This is a genomic window from Microbacterium sp. AG157 (genome assembly GCF_003385695.1).
GTDB lineage: Bacteria > Actinomycetota > Actinomycetes > Actinomycetales > Microbacteriaceae > Microbacterium > Microbacterium testaceum.
On record NZ_QRDK01000001.1, the window covers coordinates 882,629 to 898,961 of the forward strand.

General features: G+C 71.5%; 15 protein-coding genes. 7 read left to right on the forward strand and 8 right to left on the reverse strand.

Annotation, left to right across the window (positions count from 1 at the left end; translation table 11 throughout):
- Positions 1 to 147: 147 nt before the first annotated feature.
- Both DEU35_RS04265 and pxpA read right to left on the reverse strand, forming a co-directional pair.
- A complete protein-coding gene (locus DEU35_RS04265) occupies positions 148 to 1,755 on the reverse strand; it encodes an urea amidolyase family protein (protein ID WP_258873317.1) in 1,608 nt (535 codons plus the stop codon).
- Positions 1,749 to 2,501: a 5-oxoprolinase subunit PxpA gene (gene pxpA / locus DEU35_RS04270; RefSeq protein ID WP_116238684.1), complete on the reverse strand. Its 753-nt coding sequence runs from the start codon at positions 2,499 to 2,501 to the stop codon at positions 1,749 to 1,751. Before pxpA ends, DEU35_RS04265 begins: the two co-directional genes overlap by 7 nt.
- A gap of 42 nt (positions 2,502 to 2,543) precedes the next feature.
- On the opposite strand from pxpA, the gene DEU35_RS04275 reads away from it, so the two are divergent.
- The 3 genes from DEU35_RS04275 to DEU35_RS04285 all read left to right on the forward strand — a co-directional run bounded on the left by DEU35_RS04275 (position 2,544) and on the right by DEU35_RS04285 (position 4,551).
- Positions 2,544 to 3,410, forward strand: coding sequence for a spermidine synthase (locus DEU35_RS04275; protein ID WP_103206799.1), 867 nt, complete (start codon positions 2,544 to 2,546; stop codon positions 3,408 to 3,410).
- 94 nt (positions 3,411 to 3,504) lie between these two features.
- On the forward strand, positions 3,505 to 4,032 hold the full coding sequence (locus tag DEU35_RS04280) for a tetratricopeptide repeat protein (protein WP_103206800.1): 528 nt from the start codon (positions 3,505 to 3,507) through the stop codon (positions 4,030 to 4,032).
- Positions 4,033 to 4,062: 30 nt separating this feature from the next.
- The gene (locus DEU35_RS04285) at positions 4,063 to 4,551 is read left to right on the forward strand and encodes a SprT-like domain-containing protein (protein ID WP_103206801.1); all 489 of its coding nucleotides are present in this window, start codon (positions 4,063 to 4,065) and stop codon (positions 4,549 to 4,551) included.
- A 6-nt stretch (positions 4,552 to 4,557) separates the two neighbouring features.
- Here the strand turns inward: DEU35_RS04285 and DEU35_RS04290 are convergent, their stop codons facing one another.
- The gene (locus DEU35_RS04290) at positions 4,558 to 5,172 is read right to left on the reverse strand and encodes a 2-phosphosulfolactate phosphatase (RefSeq protein ID WP_103206802.1); all 615 of its coding nucleotides are present in this window, start codon (positions 5,170 to 5,172) and stop codon (positions 4,558 to 4,560) included.
- 81 nt (positions 5,173 to 5,253) lie between these two features.
- On the opposite strand from DEU35_RS04290, the gene DEU35_RS04295 reads away from it, so the two are divergent.
- Positions 5,254 to 5,754, forward strand: a complete 501-nt coding sequence (locus tag DEU35_RS04295) for a hypothetical protein (protein ID WP_116238685.1) — start codon at positions 5,254 to 5,256, stop codon at positions 5,752 to 5,754.
- An 11-nt stretch (positions 5,755 to 5,765) separates the two neighbouring features.
- Here the strand turns inward: DEU35_RS04295 and DEU35_RS04300 are convergent, their stop codons facing one another.
- The 3 genes from DEU35_RS04300 to DEU35_RS04310 form a co-directional block, all read right to left on the reverse strand.
- Positions 5,766 to 6,416: a response regulator transcription factor gene (locus DEU35_RS04300; protein ID WP_103206804.1), complete on the reverse strand. Its 651-nt coding sequence runs from the start codon at positions 6,414 to 6,416 to the stop codon at positions 5,766 to 5,768.
- A 64-nt stretch (positions 6,417 to 6,480) separates the two neighbouring features.
- Complete coding sequence (locus tag DEU35_RS04305) at positions 6,481 to 7,650, reverse strand: sensor histidine kinase (protein ID WP_258873318.1); 1,170 nt, start codon at positions 7,648 to 7,650, stop codon at positions 6,481 to 6,483.
- A gap of 99 nt (positions 7,651 to 7,749) precedes the next feature.
- Positions 7,750 to 8,238: an Lrp/AsnC family transcriptional regulator gene (locus DEU35_RS04310; RefSeq protein WP_103206806.1), complete on the reverse strand. Its 489-nt coding sequence runs from the start codon at positions 8,236 to 8,238 to the stop codon at positions 7,750 to 7,752.
- Between the two features lie 109 nt (positions 8,239 to 8,347).
- Between DEU35_RS04310 and DEU35_RS04315 the strand changes: the two genes are divergently transcribed.
- Both DEU35_RS04315 and DEU35_RS04320 read left to right on the forward strand, forming a co-directional pair.
- The gene (locus tag DEU35_RS04315; RefSeq protein WP_116238687.1) at positions 8,348 to 9,745 is read left to right on the forward strand and encodes a DUF6421 family protein; all 1,398 of its coding nucleotides are present in this window, start codon (positions 8,348 to 8,350) and stop codon (positions 9,743 to 9,745) included.
- A 17-nt stretch (positions 9,746 to 9,762) separates the two neighbouring features.
- Positions 9,763 to 10,467 carry an SDR family oxidoreductase gene (locus tag DEU35_RS04320; RefSeq protein ID WP_258873319.1) on the forward strand — a complete coding sequence of 235 codons (705 nt, stop codon included), beginning with the start codon at positions 9,763 to 9,765 and terminating at the stop codon, positions 10,465 to 10,467.
- On the opposite strand, the gene DEU35_RS04325 is transcribed toward DEU35_RS04320, so the two are convergent.
- Both DEU35_RS04325 and DEU35_RS04330 read right to left on the reverse strand, forming a co-directional pair.
- A complete protein-coding gene (locus DEU35_RS04325) occupies positions 10,464 to 11,837 on the reverse strand; it encodes an MFS transporter (RefSeq protein ID WP_116238689.1) in 1,374 nt (457 codons plus the stop codon). The genes DEU35_RS04320 and DEU35_RS04325 overlap by 4 nt on opposite strands.
- Before the next feature lie 96 nt (positions 11,838 to 11,933).
- Positions 11,934 to 15,110 carry a DEAD/DEAH box helicase gene (locus DEU35_RS04330; RefSeq protein ID WP_258873357.1) on the reverse strand — a complete coding sequence of 1,059 codons (3,177 nt, stop codon included), beginning with the start codon at positions 15,108 to 15,110 and terminating at the stop codon, positions 11,934 to 11,936.
- A gap of 127 nt (positions 15,111 to 15,237) precedes the next feature.
- Here DEU35_RS04330 and DEU35_RS04335 point away from each other — a divergent pair, with 127 nt between their 5' ends.
- Positions 15,238 to 16,305: a low specificity L-threonine aldolase gene (locus DEU35_RS04335; protein WP_116238690.1), complete on the forward strand. Its 1,068-nt coding sequence runs from the start codon at positions 15,238 to 15,240 to the stop codon at positions 16,303 to 16,305.
- Positions 16,306 to 16,333 lie beyond the last annotated feature (28 nt).

Consider the following 16,333-nt stretch of genomic DNA (forward strand, 5'->3'; position numbering starts at 1 on the left):
ACCACCATATGAGGGCAGGGGGAATCGAGGAGCGCAAAGTCCAAGCATACGTGGGAGGACTCGCCGTGTCCAGTCCGATTCTTGACGCGTTCTCGGACCTGCGGTATAACCGCGTGCGCTCGTTCGATGTTCCCCTCGGCGTCCCCGTCAGGCGCGCCGGAAGCGCACGGTATCGCCCGGCCGCGCCTGAGCGAGCGCCGAGGTCCCGGCCTCCGTCGCCACCGCGATCACCGGGTACCCGCCGGTCACGGGCCCGTCGGCGAGCAGCACGACCGGCCGGCCGTGCGGGGGAACCTGCAGCGCTCCGGGCGTCATTCCCTCGCTCGGCAGTTCCCCGGGGCGGATCCGTTCGAGGACGGGGCCGTCGAGACGGATGCCGACGCGGTCGAGGTCGGCCGAGACGGTCCAGGGCTCGGCGAAGAGCGTCGCCAGGGCGCGCGGGGCGAACCAGTCGGCGCGCGGGCCCTCGGCGAGAGCGACGTCGATCGTCGAGGGCGGAACGGTCCAGGGGAAGACGTCGACGGAGGGAATGGCGGATGCCGGCACCCCGGCCCGCACGAGGTCCCCGGTGCGCAGCGGGGCGGGGCCGAGACCCGCGAGCGAGTCGCGGGCGCGCGAGTGCATCACCGCGGCCCCCTCGACGCCGCCGCGGACGGCCAGGTAGCTGCGCAGACCCAGCCGCGCGACCCCGATGGACAGCTCGCTTCCGGCAGGGACGAGAAGGGGTGCGTAGAGATCGACCGGAACCTCGTCGACCCGCACCTCGAGGAGCGCCCCGGTCACGCACACCCACGTGTCCGTCTCGGCGCGGGCATGCCAGCCGCCGAGCAGGATCTCGAGCCCCGCCGCCCCCTCGTCGTTGCCCACCAGCCGGTTGGCGGTGCGCAGCGCGACGCGGTCGAGTGCTCCCGAGCGGGCGACCCCGAGGGCGGCGCGGTGCGGGCGACCCAGGTCTTGCAAGGTGGTCGCGGCGCCCGGGTCGAGAATCCGCAGCGCAGGGCGACCGCCGTCTCGGGCGAGGGTCGCCGGCGCCGGCGCCGGCGGAGAGTCGACGGCATCCCTCGTCGCGCCCCGGGGAGCAGCCGGCGCGTCCGGGGCCCTCGGCACCTCGACCCGCGATCGCTCGGGGACGAACCGCACGCGGGCTCGAGGGGGCAGCAGCACCGGGTGGGTGGCATCCGGATCGAAGAGAACCGCATCGGTCGAGGCGATCAGGCGCCAGCCACCCGGGGTCTCGCGGGGATACGCGCCCGTGAAGCCGGCGGCGAGCCCGACCGCGCCCGCGGGCACCCGCGTCCGCGGCTGGTCGAGTCGGGGCACGTCGAAGGGCCAGTGCGCGCTCACGAGGTAGGCGAACCCCGGCGCGAAGCCGGTGAAAGCGACCGACCATTCCGCCGCCGCGTGGCGCGAGACGAGATCGGCGGCGGGGATGCCGAGGAGTGCGGCCGTGTCGTCGAGATCGACGCCGTCGTAGCGCAGGGGGACTTCCACGAGCAGTCCGGGTTCCGGGTCGTCGGTGGGCCTCTCGGCCGCCGAGCGGATCCACGAGCGAACGGATGCTGCGGCGATCCGCGCGGGGTCGAAGCACACCAGAACGGTCCGGGCGGCGGGGACGAGATCGTCGATCCCACCGGGCGGGTCCGCGGCGAGCGCCGCGTGCAGGCGGACGACGGCAGCGAGGTCGGCGACCTCGGCGAGTACGGCCCGCTCCCCCATCGACCGCAGGACGACCGCCGCATCCGGCAGCGTCACCACGGTGCGCGCACCTCGATGCCGGCCCCGTCGAGGGCTGAGCGCACCGCGCGCGCCATGGCGACGGCGGCCGGGGTGTCTCCGTGCAGACACAACGAGGCGGCGTCGACGCACACGCGCGCTCCGTCGACGGTGTCGACCTCTCCGTCGTGGACGAGTCGCAGGGCGCGGTCGGCGACCGTCTCGGGGTCGCGGACGAGGTCGCCCGGTTCGCCGCGCGGAACCAGGCCGCCCCGCGCCGTGTACCCCCGGTCGAGAAACGCTTCCTGCACGAAGGGAAGTCCCGCGCATGCCGCCGCCTCGGCGATCGCGCCGGATAGTCCGAGGATCGGCAGAGCGCGCCCGAGCCAACTGGACTGATCCGCCACCGCTGACGCGACCGCCTCGGCCTGGCGGGGGTCGGCGGTGACCACGTGGTAGAGCGCCCCGTGCGGTTTCACGTAGCGCAGATCGGCGCCGGCCGCGACGAGAGCGGACAGTTGAGCCGTCACGCTCGCGCGGAGCTCGCCGGGCTCGGGCGAGCGGGCGACGCGACCGAAGTTCTCGCGGTCGTCGTACGAGGGGTGGGCGCCGACGGCGACCCCGAAGCGGATCGCCCTCTCGACCGAGGCGCGCATCGAGGCGGCATCCCCCGCGTGCCCGCCGCAGGCCACGTTCGCGCTCGAGATCACCGCGAACATGGCGTCGTCGTCGGCCGTCGGCATCCCGTCGACGGTCTCGCCCAGGTCGGCGTTGAGATCCACCCGCATGCGGCCACGGTACCGCCGCCCGGAGGGCCTAGCGTGGGGGACATGGCCCGCATGCGCATCGAACCCGACGACGCCCCCACCGCGCGGTTGTCGGACGGCGCCCTCGCGCGCATCTCGCCCTCGGGGTTCGTCTCGGGGTGGGAGCTCGTGGTCGACGGCACGCCCCAGTCGCACGTCGACCTCGACGATCCGACGCACCTGCACTTCGAGTACGTGGCGCGCATGGGCGCCGTGATCGATCGTCTCCGGATGCCGGGACAGCCTCTCACCGCGGTCCACCTCGGCGCGGGCGCGCTCACCCTGCCGCGCTACGTCGAGGCGACCCGACCGGGCTCACGCCAGCAGGTCATCGAGCTCGAACCGGCACTGTGGGATCTCGTGCGTGAGAACCTGCCACTGCCGCGCGGCGCCTCGGTGCGTGTGCGCATCGGCGACGCGCGGGCGGGGCTCTCCAAGCTGCCGGCGGGGCTCTCCGGCGCGGTCGATCTGCTCGTCAGCGACGTCTACTCCGGCGCCCAGACCCCGGCCCACCTGACGACCGTGGAGTTCTATCGGGAGGCGGCGGCGATGCTCGCGGCCGACGGCGTGCTGCTGGTCAACGTCTCGGACGGACCGGGGCTAGCCTTCGCCCGCCGTCAGGTCGCCACGATCCGCGAGGTACTGCCCGAGGTCATCGTCCTCGCCGAGGTGCAGGTACTCAAGGGGCGCCGATTCGGCAACCTCGTCGTCGCCGCGTCCGCCGCCCCGCTGCCGATCGAGTGGCTCCCACGCCTCATGGCGGCCGGGCCCCACCCGGCGAAGGTCGCCCAGGGCGCCGAGATCGAGGAGTTCATGCGCGGGGCGAGGGCGGCCACCGACGCCGACGCGACCGCATCGCCGAAGCCCTCGGCATCCCTCTTCGAGAGATGATCGCCGCGTCTTCACCCCACGACCGCGTGGCGCTGCGACGCTCGACGCCCGGGCGGCGCAGACTGGAAGTCCTGCCGGAACGAGAGGAGCGAAGGTGAGCTACATCCACGGGTACGACCCCGACACCTTGCGCGAGGTCACCGACTCCCGCGAGTGCGCGGAGCGTCTCGAGGAGATCGGCTCCCAGCGCAGCCTCCACGCCCTGCTCGAGCGGGTCTGGCTCCTCAAGGTGCTCGATCGCTTCGACGAGGCGCTCGCCGTCTCGGAGCAGTCGGTGCGCGTCGCCCGCATGGCCGGCACCCGTCGCGATCTGCTGCGCGCGCGGATTCTGCACGCCACGATCATGCAGTGCCGCGGGGCCTACGCCGCCGCTGAGCAAGAACTCACGATGTGCGCCGAGGAGGCCGAGGGTCAGGGCTGGGCGAGCATCGCCGCCTTCGCGCTCCAGCACCGCGGCAAAGTGCATTACGACGAGGGCGACTACGACGCCGCGCGCCGCGACTTCAAGCAGGCGCTGTTCCTGCGTCAGAACGCGGGTGCCACCGATGCCCAGCTCGAGTCGACCCTGCTCGCGATCGACGCCGCGGAACGTCGGCGCACGCGCGAGGTCGTCGCCAGCTGAGTGTCGGGGGTCCCTCCTAGGCTTCCGCTCATGTCCGACCTGCAGCGTGTACGCATCTGGGCCGAGGCGTTGATCGCCCTGCACCTCGATGAGTCGTGGACGTTCGCCTTCGACAACGCCAAGCGGCGCGCGGGCCTGTGCGACTACGGCCGCAAGCGCATCAGCGTCTCGCGCTACCTGTCTGCGCGCTACGACGACGACACCAACCATCAGACGCTCCTGCACGAGGTCGCGCACGCCGTCGCGGGGGCGGCGGCCGGTCACGGTCCGGTCTGGAAGCGCACGGCGCGCGAGCTCGGCTACGTCGGCGGCACGACCCACGCCGGGGAGACCGCGAACGAACTGGCCCCCTGGGTGGGCACGTGCCCGGCGGGGCACGTGGCGTACCGGCACCGTCGCGCCACCCGACCCACCTCGTGCGCGAAATGCGCGCCGTCGTTCGACCCGCGCTTCGCCCTGTCGTGGGTGCATCGCGACATCACCCGTGCGACGCGTCTGGCGGCATCGACGCCCCGATAGAGGGGCTCAGGCGGTGACGATGGAGCCGTCGCGGACGATCGGGACGACGGATGCCGCATCACGCGCGGCCGCCGACAGCACCGCCTCGCGTGCCCCGACGGCGGCGAGCGCGCGTCCGGTTCCGCTGGCCGTCAGCAGGTGCCGCGCGGCGCCCGCGAGAGCCCGGAACCCCTCGCCCGCCACCGCGGCATCGGGAGAGGCGTGGTCGATCCCCAGGTCGCCGAGAGCGGCGACCACGGCGCCCGCTCCGAGAAGATCCTCGACCGCGAAGCGGAGGCCGTCGGCATCGGGAGAACCGGCGGCGATGATCGAGATGCCGGTGCGCTCGCCGCGCGTGCGCTGCACCTCGAGGACGTGGGCGGCCACGGCGGCGGCGTTGCGCAGCCCGCCGACGACGACGTGAGCGCCCTCGCGACCGGCGGCGAGCGCGAGCTCCGCGGTCGGGTCGCCCTCGAGGATCATGGTCTCGCCGCTCTCGGTCGCGTCCAGCGCGCGCAGCGACAGCCCCAGCGTCTGCACGACGATCACGACGGGGGCCGGGGCCAGGCGCTCCAGCCCCGAGCGACCCCAGTCCAGACGCACCTGGTAGTCGGACTGAGCGAGGGCGGGAGAAGACGGCATCCCTCGATCGTAAAACGCCCGGAACCGACGCCCCGCGTCAAGCCGGGCGCACGGATCATCGGGATCGGGCACGATCGACTCATGCGCATCCTGCTGAAGTTCGTCATCGACTGCGACCCGGATGCCGCCTGGCGCGCCCTGCACTCCCCGCGCGCGGTGGCGGAGCTGTACGGCCCCCTGCTCGAGGTCGAGGCCCTCGGCGAGATGCCGACCTCGTTCGCGTCGGGCGACGACGTGCCCGTGCAGATGAGCGTCGCGGGGCTGCTGCCGGTCGGGCGTCAGCTGATCTCGGTCGCCGACCGCGAGACGACCGACGAGCACGGGCGCGTGCGCGTCTTCCGCGACTGGGGCGTGCCCCTGACCGGGCCGCTCTCGGTCCTCGACGTGTGGGATCACCAGATGGCGGTGTCGGAGGCCCCCGGCGAGCCGGGACGCACACTCTGGCGCGAGCGCCTGACGATCGGCGGGGCCGCGGCTCCCGCGATGTGGCCGGCGCTCTGGGCGACCTGGCAGTGGCGGGCGCTGCGCATCAGGGCCCTCGCCCCCACGTGGGCGCACGACCCCGAAGCCGACGCCGACTGACCCGCGGCGCCTCAGGCGAGGCCGTGCCGGTAGGCGAAGACGACGAGCTGTACGCGATCGCGCAGGGCGAGTTTGGTCAGGATGCGACTGATGTGCGTCTTCACCGTGGCCTCGGACAGGAACTCGCGCTCGGCGATCTCGGCGTTGCTGAGTCCCGCGGCCGCGAGGGTGAAGATCTCCCGCTCGCGATCGGTGAGCGCGCCATAGGAGGGCGGCACCGGCTCCCCCGCGCCGCCGTCGGCGATGTGTGCGAAGAGCTCTCGCGTGGCTTCGGCGGCGATGACCGCGGAACCCGCGTGGACGGTGCGCACCGCCGACAGGAGGAATTCGGGCTCGGAGTCCTTCAGGAGGAAGCCGCTCGCCCCACCCTGGATGGCCCTGGCCGCAGCCTCGTCGAGGTCGAACGTCGTCAGCACCACCACGCGCGGAGCGTCGGGCTCGCGCAGGATCTCGGCGGTCGCCGCGAGCCCGTCCATGACCGGCATGCGCACATCCATGAGCACGAGGTCGGGGCGCGTGGCACGGACGACCTCGATGCCCTCGCGTCCGTCCGAGGCCTCCCCCACCACTTCGAGGTCGGGCTGGGAATCGATCACCATCCGGATGCCGGCGCGGAACAGGGCTTGATCGTCGACGAGGACGATGCGGACGGGGGCGGTCATGACGACGGCTCCTCTCGCGGGTCGGGGGTGGCTCGGCATCCACTCTGCTCGGTCCGACGCGCGCTCACAGCGGCGCGCCGATCGGAAGGGTGGCGCGGACGACGAATTCGCCGTACTCGGGTCCCGCCGTCAGGTGTCCCCCGACGAGCTGCGCGCGCTCGCGCATGCCGATGAGGCCGTGACCGCCGGGGGCGGTGCTGGGGAGAGCGGGGACGGATGCCGTGGCGCGGGCATTTCGCACCGAGACCACGACGCGGTCGGGCCACCAGGCCAGATGGACGCGCACGCGGGGGTCGACGCCGTGGCGCAGGGCGTTCGTCAGCGCCTCCTGCATGATGCGGTACACCGCGAGCTGGATGGCCGCCGGAGGCTCGCCGGGCGGCAGCGGGTCGACCGCGACCTCGAGGTCGACGCCCGCCGCGCGCATGCGCTGGAACAGGACCTCGAGGTCGGCGAGGGTGGGCTGCGGCCCCTCGGCCTGGGAATGCCGGAGCTGCGTGAGGAGCAGCCGTACGTCGGCGAGGGCCGCGCGCGCGGTCGACGAGATCGTCGTGAGCGCCTCGGAGGTGGCCCGGGGATCGGATGCCGCGGCGTAGCGGGCGCCGTCGGCCTGCGCGATGACGACCGCCAGGGAGTGGGCCACGACGTCGTGCATGTCGCGGGCGATGCGCACGCGCTCCTGCTCGGCGATCGTCTCGGCCTCGGCGGCGCGCTGGGCGCGGCTGTTCGCCGACGCCCGCATGGCGGTGCGGACGAGGGCGCCCGAGACCCAGGCCAGCAGGAGGGCGAAGCCCGCGGCGAGGAACAGGGCGATGACCGCGAACCAGTCGTTGCCGTTCGGCGGCGCCTGCAACCCACGACCCACGAGGTAGATGGGCACCAGGGCCGCTCCGACGATCGCCGAGCCGAATCCGAACCAGAACACGCGACGCGTACCGTAGGCGGCCGTCGTGTACAGCACCGCGAAGATGGCGAGGTCGGAGGGAGACGGCTGCCGGCCGAAGCCCATCTGCACGAGGGCGGCCGCCCACGCGATCCAGAGGGCGAGACCCGGGTGCAGGCGCCGCAATCCCACGGCGCTCGCAAAGGCGAGGGCGACGAAGAACGCCGAGACGCCGTCGACCGGGGTGGCGCTCGCGACGAACTCGATGGCGATCGACAGCAGGAAGAAGACCACCGCGATGCCGAGGTCGGTGACCAGCTGATAGCGGGTGAGCGGGCGGAGAGCGAACATCACGGCCACGCTACGCGGGAGACGGGGGCTCGGCATCCGTCCGGGGATGTATCCGGGTCAGTCGTCGTGCGCAGTCCGGACGGCGCCTCGAGGTGGGGGTCAGGCCGGGAAATCGGCCGGCTCGATCGGACGCGCCTCGAAGAAGGTCTGAAGAACCACGGTCGTGCGGGTGTTCACCTGGGCCGCGGCGCGGATGTCACGGATGAGCTCCTCGAGGTCGCGCGGCGTCGGCACACGGACGAAGAGCATGTACGCCGCCTCGCCCGCGATGGAGTGGCAGGCTTCGATCGGCGTCAGGTGAGCGAGCAGTTCGGGAGCGTTGTCGGGCTGCGCCGGGTCGAGTGGCGTGATCTCGACGAATGCCGCGAGCGGCCGCCCCAATGCCTCGGCGTCGAGGATCGGGCGGTAGCCCTTCACGATTCCCCGGGCCTCGAGCCGGCGCAGCCGGGACTGGACGGCCGAGACCGAGAGGCCGACGCGCTCAGAGAGGTGGGACAGCGTGGCGCGCGCGTCGAGAGAGATCTCACGGACGATCGCCGCGTCGACGGAGTCCTCGAGGCGAGGGGCGCGGGAGGAAGCCTCTGTCATGGGCTCGACAGTACCAGCGGGCTCCGGAAGCACTCTGGCGTAATCCGTAAGATTTCCGTTAGTATCCATGTTCAGCAGGAATATTTACACCTGATGAACGGAGGATGCCATGACCATCGCCACGCCCACCCGTGCCGCCGACGATCTGATCGCCGGTCACGGCGTCGAGACGGTGGAGCAGACCCCCGCGTGGGCCCAGCTCAAGAACGCCGCCGCCGCTCTCCAGGACCTGCAGATCAAGGACGGGTCCATCGAGGACACCGCCGTAGCCGCGCCGCTGATCGAGAACATAACGAGCGCGATCGAGGCCCTCGCGCCCCTCTTCCCGCACGATCAGGCTTACCTCGCGGCATCCGTTCTCGACTTCCGTCGCTGGCGCGACGACGGTCTCGGCGTTCCCGACTTCCTGGACTCCCTGGTCGCCTTCCAGCCGCAAGAGCATCGCGTCGACGGCATCCGGCATCTCGTGGTCTTCCCGATGTACACGCAGAACGGCTCGAGCAACCGGCACGTCGAGGCCGTGCTCGTCGAAGCGATCTGGCCGGAGTTCATCGCCCGACTGGAGACCGAGTACACCAACCGCCTGTTCGTCTCGCTGCGTCTGATCGACTTCACCTCGGGATACGACACCAACTCGGCCGTGCTGTTCCCCGAGACCGTCGCGATGCGCGAGATCCCCACCTTCACGTGGGGCGCGATCTTCCAGGACCGCGAGGCCGCGCGCTACCGCCGCGTCACCCGCACCGCCGCGGAGATCACGAAGCTCGAGCTCCCCGCCGCCGCCGCGCGCCTGCTCGACGATCAGGACCTCGCCGAGCGCACCTTCGTCATGTGGGACCTCATCCACGACCGCACGCACATGCGCGGCGACCTGCCGTTTGACCCGTTCATGATCAAACAGCGGATGCCGTTCTTCCTGTACTCGCTCGAGGAACTGCGGTGCGATCTCACCGCGTTCCGCGAGTGCGTGTCGCTCCAGGCGCGCCTCGCCGCCCGCGACGACCTCGACGCCGCAGAGACGGCGATGCTCGAACACGCCGAGCTCGTGCAGTACGCCGTGATCTTCGACCGCATCTTCCGCTTCGCGATCACCGGCTCGCGCGTGCGCAACTACGACGGCCTCGGCGGACAGCTGCTGTTCGCGTGGCTGCATCAGCGCCGCGTGCTGCACTGGACCGACACGTCCCTCGCCTTCGACTGGGCCGACGTGTCCGCCGCGGTCATCGCCCTCGCCGACGCCATCGACGAGCTGTACTGGCGCTCGATCGATCGCCCCAAGGTCGCCCACTGGCTCGCCGCCTACGACCTCGTGAGCTCGGTCGTCACGGCCCACCCCGCCTCGGTGTGGGCCCGCGGGTTGTCAGACGAGGTGCTCGCGGGTCTGCCGAAGGGGTACACCGACGCGGTGCTCGACGACGAATTCCCGCTGTCGATGTTCTTCGAGGCGCTGGAGAAGAAGATGCGACCGGTGATCGCGTCGACCGAGGGCATCCGCGGGACCGACTGACGCCGGCGATGAGCGAGGTGATCACCGAATCCGCGGTCGAGCCGCAGAGACTCGTGCGCGGGAGGCTCGTCCTTCTCGCGGGCGGAACGAGTGCGGCCGGCCGGGCCTGCGCGCGCGCTCTCGTCGCGGCCGGGGGGCGAGTGGTCATCGTCGGCTCGGATGCCGGTCGTCTGCGGGACGCCGCCGACTCCGCGCCCGGGACCGCGATCGAGGAGTGCGACCTGACCGAACCGGCCGCCGTGTCGGCTCTGCGGGACCGCGTGCATTCCGCGCACGGGAACGTCGACGGCGTGGTCCACCTCGTCGGCGGCTGGCGCGGTGGAGGGGGGCTCGCCGGGCAGAGCGACGAGGACTTCGCCGCGCTGCTGAGGTCGTTCACGGCGCTGCGGAACGTCAGCCGCAGTTTCGACGACGACCTCCGCGCCTCGGATGCCGGGCGTCTCGCGATCGTCTCGTCGACCGCCGTCGCGCGACCCCTCGCCGGTGGCGCGAACTACGCCGCGGTGAAAGCCGCGAGCGAAGCGTGGACGCGAGCCGTCGCGCAGGGGTACGCGAAGTCCGCGCGCGATGCGGGGCACGACCTGTCGGCCGCCGGCGTCATCTTCCGGGTGCGGAGCCTCGACGGCCTCGAGGAGGCGTTGGCATCCGCCGTCGTCGCTCTGTGGGACGACGACGCCGCGGACGTCAACGACGTCGTCATCGAGATCGGCGCGAGCGCTTAGGCCGACCCCGCCTCGACGTCGACCTCGGACGTCCGGTACTGCCGGGAGAGCGTGCGATACGAGCGCGTGAGGAAAGCCAGCGCCGCCGCGATCACCATCACGACACCTGCGACGGCGAAGACCAGCGCGATGCCGCGGGATTCTCCTTCGCCGAGCAGCCAGCCCCACGTCGAGCGGCCGCTCTGGGCGTCCATGTACGGGATGACCACGAACTGCGCGATCGGCGCGATGAGGAACGAGGTCACCGGCGCCGCGGCCGATTCGAACGCGGCGGCGAAACCGAAGACGCGCCCCTGGGTCTCGAAGGGGACGACCTTCTGGATGACCGTCTGCTCGGCCGCCTCGACCGGAGGGATGAGGGCCATGTACACCCAGATGCCGAGTGCATAGAGCCACCACCATTCGCGGAGGGTGAACACCGCACCCAGCACCCCCATCGCGATGACGATCCAGAGCATGGTGCGGATGGGGTTCTTACCGAGTCCGAACTTCGCGACCAGGCCGCCGCCGATGATGAAGCCGGTCGCGGTGACCCCGAGGACGATCCCCCAGACCTTCACGTCGAACATCTCGAGACCGTAGGGGTCCATGAGCGCCATGTAGACGCCGCCGATGAGGTTGTTGAACGTCGAGAAGACGATCAGGGCGAAGAGGCCGGGGGCGCGGCGCACTGCTCGGATCGCCCCCCGGAGGTCGACGACGGGACCGGCACCCTCCCCGACCGCGGGGCGTTGCTCGGGGATGCGGATCGTCGACAGGTGCGCGAGGGCGAGCGCGGTCAGCACCAGGGCGATGGCCAGCGTCCACCCCATGCCCAGGAACCCGACCGACAGTCCGCTGAACACGCTCGTCACGACGAACGCAAGCCCCTGCACCGTGCCGACCAGACCATTCGCGTTGGCGTGACGCTCGACGGGAACGAGAAGCGTCACCGTCGTCGACAGGGCGATGTTGCGCAGGTTCTCGACCACGGCCCCGGCGAGGATGACGCCCGCGAAGAGCCAGAACCACGGTCCGCCGAGGTCGAGGAGCGCGGCCTCGGGGAACGCCAGCCAGAGCGCTCCGGCCAGCAGGAATGCCACGAGCGTCACGAAGCCGGAGACCACCATGACCCGGTGTTTGCGATGGCGGTCGACGAGCGAGCCGAACACCATCGCGAACACGGCGAGCAGCAGCATGTACGCACCGCCAACGATGCCGGTGGCGAGGACGGAGCGGGTCTCGAGGTAGACCCAGAACGTGAGGGCGAACCACAGGAAGCTCGTCGTCACGTTGGCCGCGGCCGTGTTGACGAGCACCGCCAGGAAGGTGCGGCGCCCGGCAGACGCGACCGCGGCGGGCGTGGCAGCGGGAACCGGGACCTCGGACATAGCGCCACGGTAGACCGGGGGTCCGACATTGGCCAGAGGCGGATCGGGCGGGCGGTGCCCGCGAGGCTCCGGGGCGATCCAGGTCGAGGGCGGGCGTCAGTCGATGAGGCTCCGGATGTCGGCCGCCGTCAGGCGGGTCGCTCCACCGAAGGCCTCTCCCTCGCCCCCGTCGAGCACACGGGAGAAGAGCTCGGCTTTCGTCTCGCGCAGGGTGACGACTTTCTCTTCGATGGTGTCGGCCGCGACGAGGCGGTACACGATCACGGGCCGGGTCTGCCCGATGCGGTGCGCGCGGTCGATCGCCTGGTCTTCGACCGCTGGATTCCACCACGGGTCGAGCAGCACCACGTAGTCGGCCTCGACCAGGTTGAGGCCGACCCCGCCGGCCTTCAGAGAGATGAAGAACGCGGGATCGTCGCCCTGGCGGAAGCGGTCGATCTCGGCCTGCCGGTGCGTGGTGGCGCCGTCGAGGTAGCAGGACGGCAGGCCCGCCTCGGTGCACCTGTCGCGAGCGGAGCGGAGGAAGCGCGTGAACTGGCTCAGGACGAGGACGCGGTGCCCCTCGGCGGCGGCCTCGGTCACGAGTTCTACCAGGGCGTCGAGTTTGGCGGAGGGAGCCTCCCCCTCATCGACGAGCGCGGGGTCGAGAGCGAGCTGGCGCAGCATCGTCAGGGAACGGAAGATCGCGAAGCGGTTCCCGTCTGCATCGTCGAGCAGACCGAGGAGCCGTTGGCGCTCGCGATGGAAGCGTCGGTCGTACAGCGTGCGATGGGTCGGATGCAGGGTCACCTCGACCACGGTCTCCTGCTTCGAGGGCAGCTCTGCGGCGACGAGCTCTTTCGTGCGCCGGAGCAGGAACGGCCGGATGCGTCGGCGGAGGAGGTCGAGACGCGCACCGTCCGAGTGCTTCTCGATGGGGGTTCGGTACATCGCGGTGAACGACTCGCGGGTACCCAGGAGGCCCGGGGCGACGAGCGAGATGAGAGCCCAGAGCTCGAGGAGATTGTTCTCCATCGGCGTGCCCGTGATGACGAGGGTGAAAGGCACCGACAGCGCCCGAGCAGCACGGTAGCCGCGCGACGAGGGGTTCTTGATCTGCTGGGCCTCGTCGAGCACGAGTCCCGACCATTCGACCTCGGCGTACTGCGCCTGCTCCAGGCGGAACAGGGCGTAACTGGTCACCACGACGTGTGCGCCGTCGGCCGCCTCGGCGACGGGGGTCGAACGCCTCGACTGTGTGGAGGTGACAGTGACCACCCGGAGCCCCGGGGCGAAGGCGGCGCATTCGCGCGCCCAGTTGCCGACCACACTCGTCGGTGCCACGATCAGGAACGGCGCCATCCGGGGATCGGCCTCTCGGGCGACCTCCATCATCGCGATCGTCTGCACGGTCTTGCCGAGCCCCATGTCATCGGCGAGGACTCCCCCGAGACCCTGCGTGCGGAGGAAGTGCAGCCAATCCAGGCCCGCGCGCTGATAATCGCGCAGCGTGGCGCGCAGTCCCTCGGGGGACGGCACGGGGGCGATGGCAGCTTCGTCGGTGAGGCCGCGGACGCGAAGCCACCACTCGGCCTCCTGCGCCGCGAGCAGCCCCAGGTCGGACAGGTCCTCCCAGAGGCCGACGTTGTAGCGGTTGAGCTTCAGCTCACCGTCAGGGCGGTCGGCGAGCGTTCGCGCCTCGTCGATGACGGCGCGCAATCGGTCGAAGGCGGGGGTGTCGAGCCGGACATAGGAGCCGTCTGGCAGGAAGAGGGCACGATCGCCGACGACGAGCGCGGTGTAGAGCTCGGAGAAGTCGACCTCGGTGTCGCCCACGGTGACACGCGCGTGCAGGTCGAACCAGTCGCTGCCATCGTCGTCGCCGGTACGCAGCTCGACGGAGGCCGGTTCGGCAGCGGCGCGGTAGGGCACGGCCTCGTCGGCCACGGTCACCCGGACGTTCTCGAGAGCCTGCAGGCGCGGCATCGCCTCGACGACGAAGATCGCCGCCTCCGCGGGAGCCCAGAGGCGCGGCGGAGTGGAGCCCGCGGGGAATGGCTGCGGGAGCTCGATGCGCAGCTCGGTCGCGATGGCCGCCACGGCCTCCCAGGTGAACACCTCGTGCGCCTCGTCGCGCCGCCCGTTGGTCGACGACCGATCCCACCGCACGGCGACGCAAGCGCGCCCGGCCCGGTGGTCGACGGAGAGCTCCAGGACGGGACGCGGCGGCGGCGGCAGGTCGATCGTGCCCTTCGGCGACACCACGGGCGCCTCGAGCTGCAGACGCGGCAGGTACTCGCGGAGGAAGGTGTCGGACCCCCCGTCGATCGCGAGCGCGCCCGTACGCGCCAGCAGCCCGCGGACGGCACCGGTCACCGGGGTCGCGAGCCGCGCAAGGGTGAAGCGTTCGTCGTCACCGTCTCGGTCCGCCACGAAGGCCACCGCTACGGCGGGATCACCCACCACCCACGACGGCAGGGAGACGACTTCGTCGGCGAGCCCCTCGACGATCCCGCGGACGTGGAGGGCCGAGCCGCGGCGGTCGACGGCGACCGCGGCGGTCATCGCCCCCTCGAGGATCTGCACGGGGTGGTGCGCCCCAGAAGCCGCCACGAGCGGCACCCCCGCGGCGACGACGGCCTCGAGCTGCATCCAGAGCGAGTGCGGGGGGACGGCGGAGAGCGGCATCCACTCGTCGGAGAGGAAGGCTCCGTTACCGGAGCGACCGAGGCGACCCAGGCTGTCGAGCGCTGCACGTGCGCGCGGATCCGCGGACAGCAGAGGCAGCCCCGACCAGCCCGCGCGCCCCTTGATCCACGTGCTGCGCGTACCCCTCATGCCGGGCCGTGCCGTTAGCGTCAGGGCGGTGCTGCGGCCGTGGCCCCCGCCCCGGCGGATGGCGAGGAACAGGCACAGATCGACCGGGGGCTCGTCGTGGCCCCCCGCGGTGACCGTCAGCAATTCGTCGAGGGTGCGCTGCCACTCGGGACGCGGGGGGCGACCCGCCGAGATCACGCGGTCGAAGAGCAGCACCGCCGCCGCGCACGAGTGCTCGCACTCGGGACCGCGCCCGCAGGAGCACCAGCCCGAGACGCGCGTGAGATCGGCGGGCACGCGCAGTTCGAGGTGCTCGTACCCCGCCGAGCCGAACGACTGCGCCGACACGACGAGAACACCGTCGGACGTCGTGACGTCGCCGACCTCGACCGAGCCGTAGACGAGGAGCCGGTCGGCGCGCGCCATGGCCGCCGGAGAGAAGATCTCACCGGCGATGCTGAGCGCCTCGGGGTCCATGTGCACTCCGCCATTCTCCCCGCCCCCACCGACACCCGAGCGCCGGGCGGGGGTGGAAAGGGGACGAAGCGCGAAGATCCCTCGCGGGGGAGGAGGGGGCGCGTCCGGCGGTCGTTACGCTGGAACAGTGACCACCCTCCACGACTCCTCGGTGCGCGGATTCGCCTCCGACAACTACTCCGGAATCCACCCCGACGTGCTCGCCGCGATCGCCGCCGCCAACGACGGCCACCAGGTCGCCTACGGCGAGGACGTCTACACCGCCCGCCTACAGGAGCTGTTCGTCTCGCTCCTCGGCGAGGGGGTCGAGGCCTACCCGGTGTTCAACGGCACGGGCGCCAACGTCGTGGGGCTGCAGTCGATGCTCCCCCGTTGGGGCGCCGTGATCTCGGCATCCACCGCTCACATCAACGTCGATGAGGGCGGAGCGCCCGAGCGGGTGGGTGGGATCAAACTGCTCACCGTTCCCACCGACGATGGGAAGCTCACCCCCGAACTCGTCGACCGCGAGGCCTGGGGCTGGGGGGATGAACACCGCGCACAGCCGCTGGTCGTCTCGATCACCCAGTCGACGGAACTCGGGACTCTCTACAGCGTCGAGGAGATCCGCGAGCTCGCGACCCACGCCCACGGACACGGCATGCGCCTGCACATGGACGGTGCGCGCATCGCCAACGCCGCCGCCGCCCTCGACGTGCCCTTGCGCGCCTTCACCCGCGATGCGGGCGTCGATGTCCTGAGCTTCGGCGGCACCAAGAACGGCGCCATGATCGGCGAGGCCATCGTCGTGCTCGATCCCGAGGCGTCCACCGGCCTGACCTACCTGCGCAAGCTCGACATGCAGCTGTCCAGCAAGATGCGCTTCGTCTCGGCACAGCTGGTCGCGTTGCTCGAGAACGACCTGTGGCTGCGCAACGCCCGGCACTCCAACGCCATGGCGCAGCGCCTGCGCGCCGGCATCGAGACCGGTCTCGTGGACGGGTCGATCCACGGCGTCGAGTTCACCCAGCCCACCCAGGCGAACGGCGTCTTCGCGACGCTGCCCGCCGGGGTCGCCGACCGGCTTCGACAGACCTTCCGCTTCTACGACTGGGACGAGCTGCGCCGCGAGGTGCGATGGATGTGCTCGTTCGACACGACCGAGGCCGACATCGACGCGTTCGTCGCCGCGATCGCACGAGAGACGACCGCCTGACCCTGCGCGGGTCGAGAGGGCCGCGGTA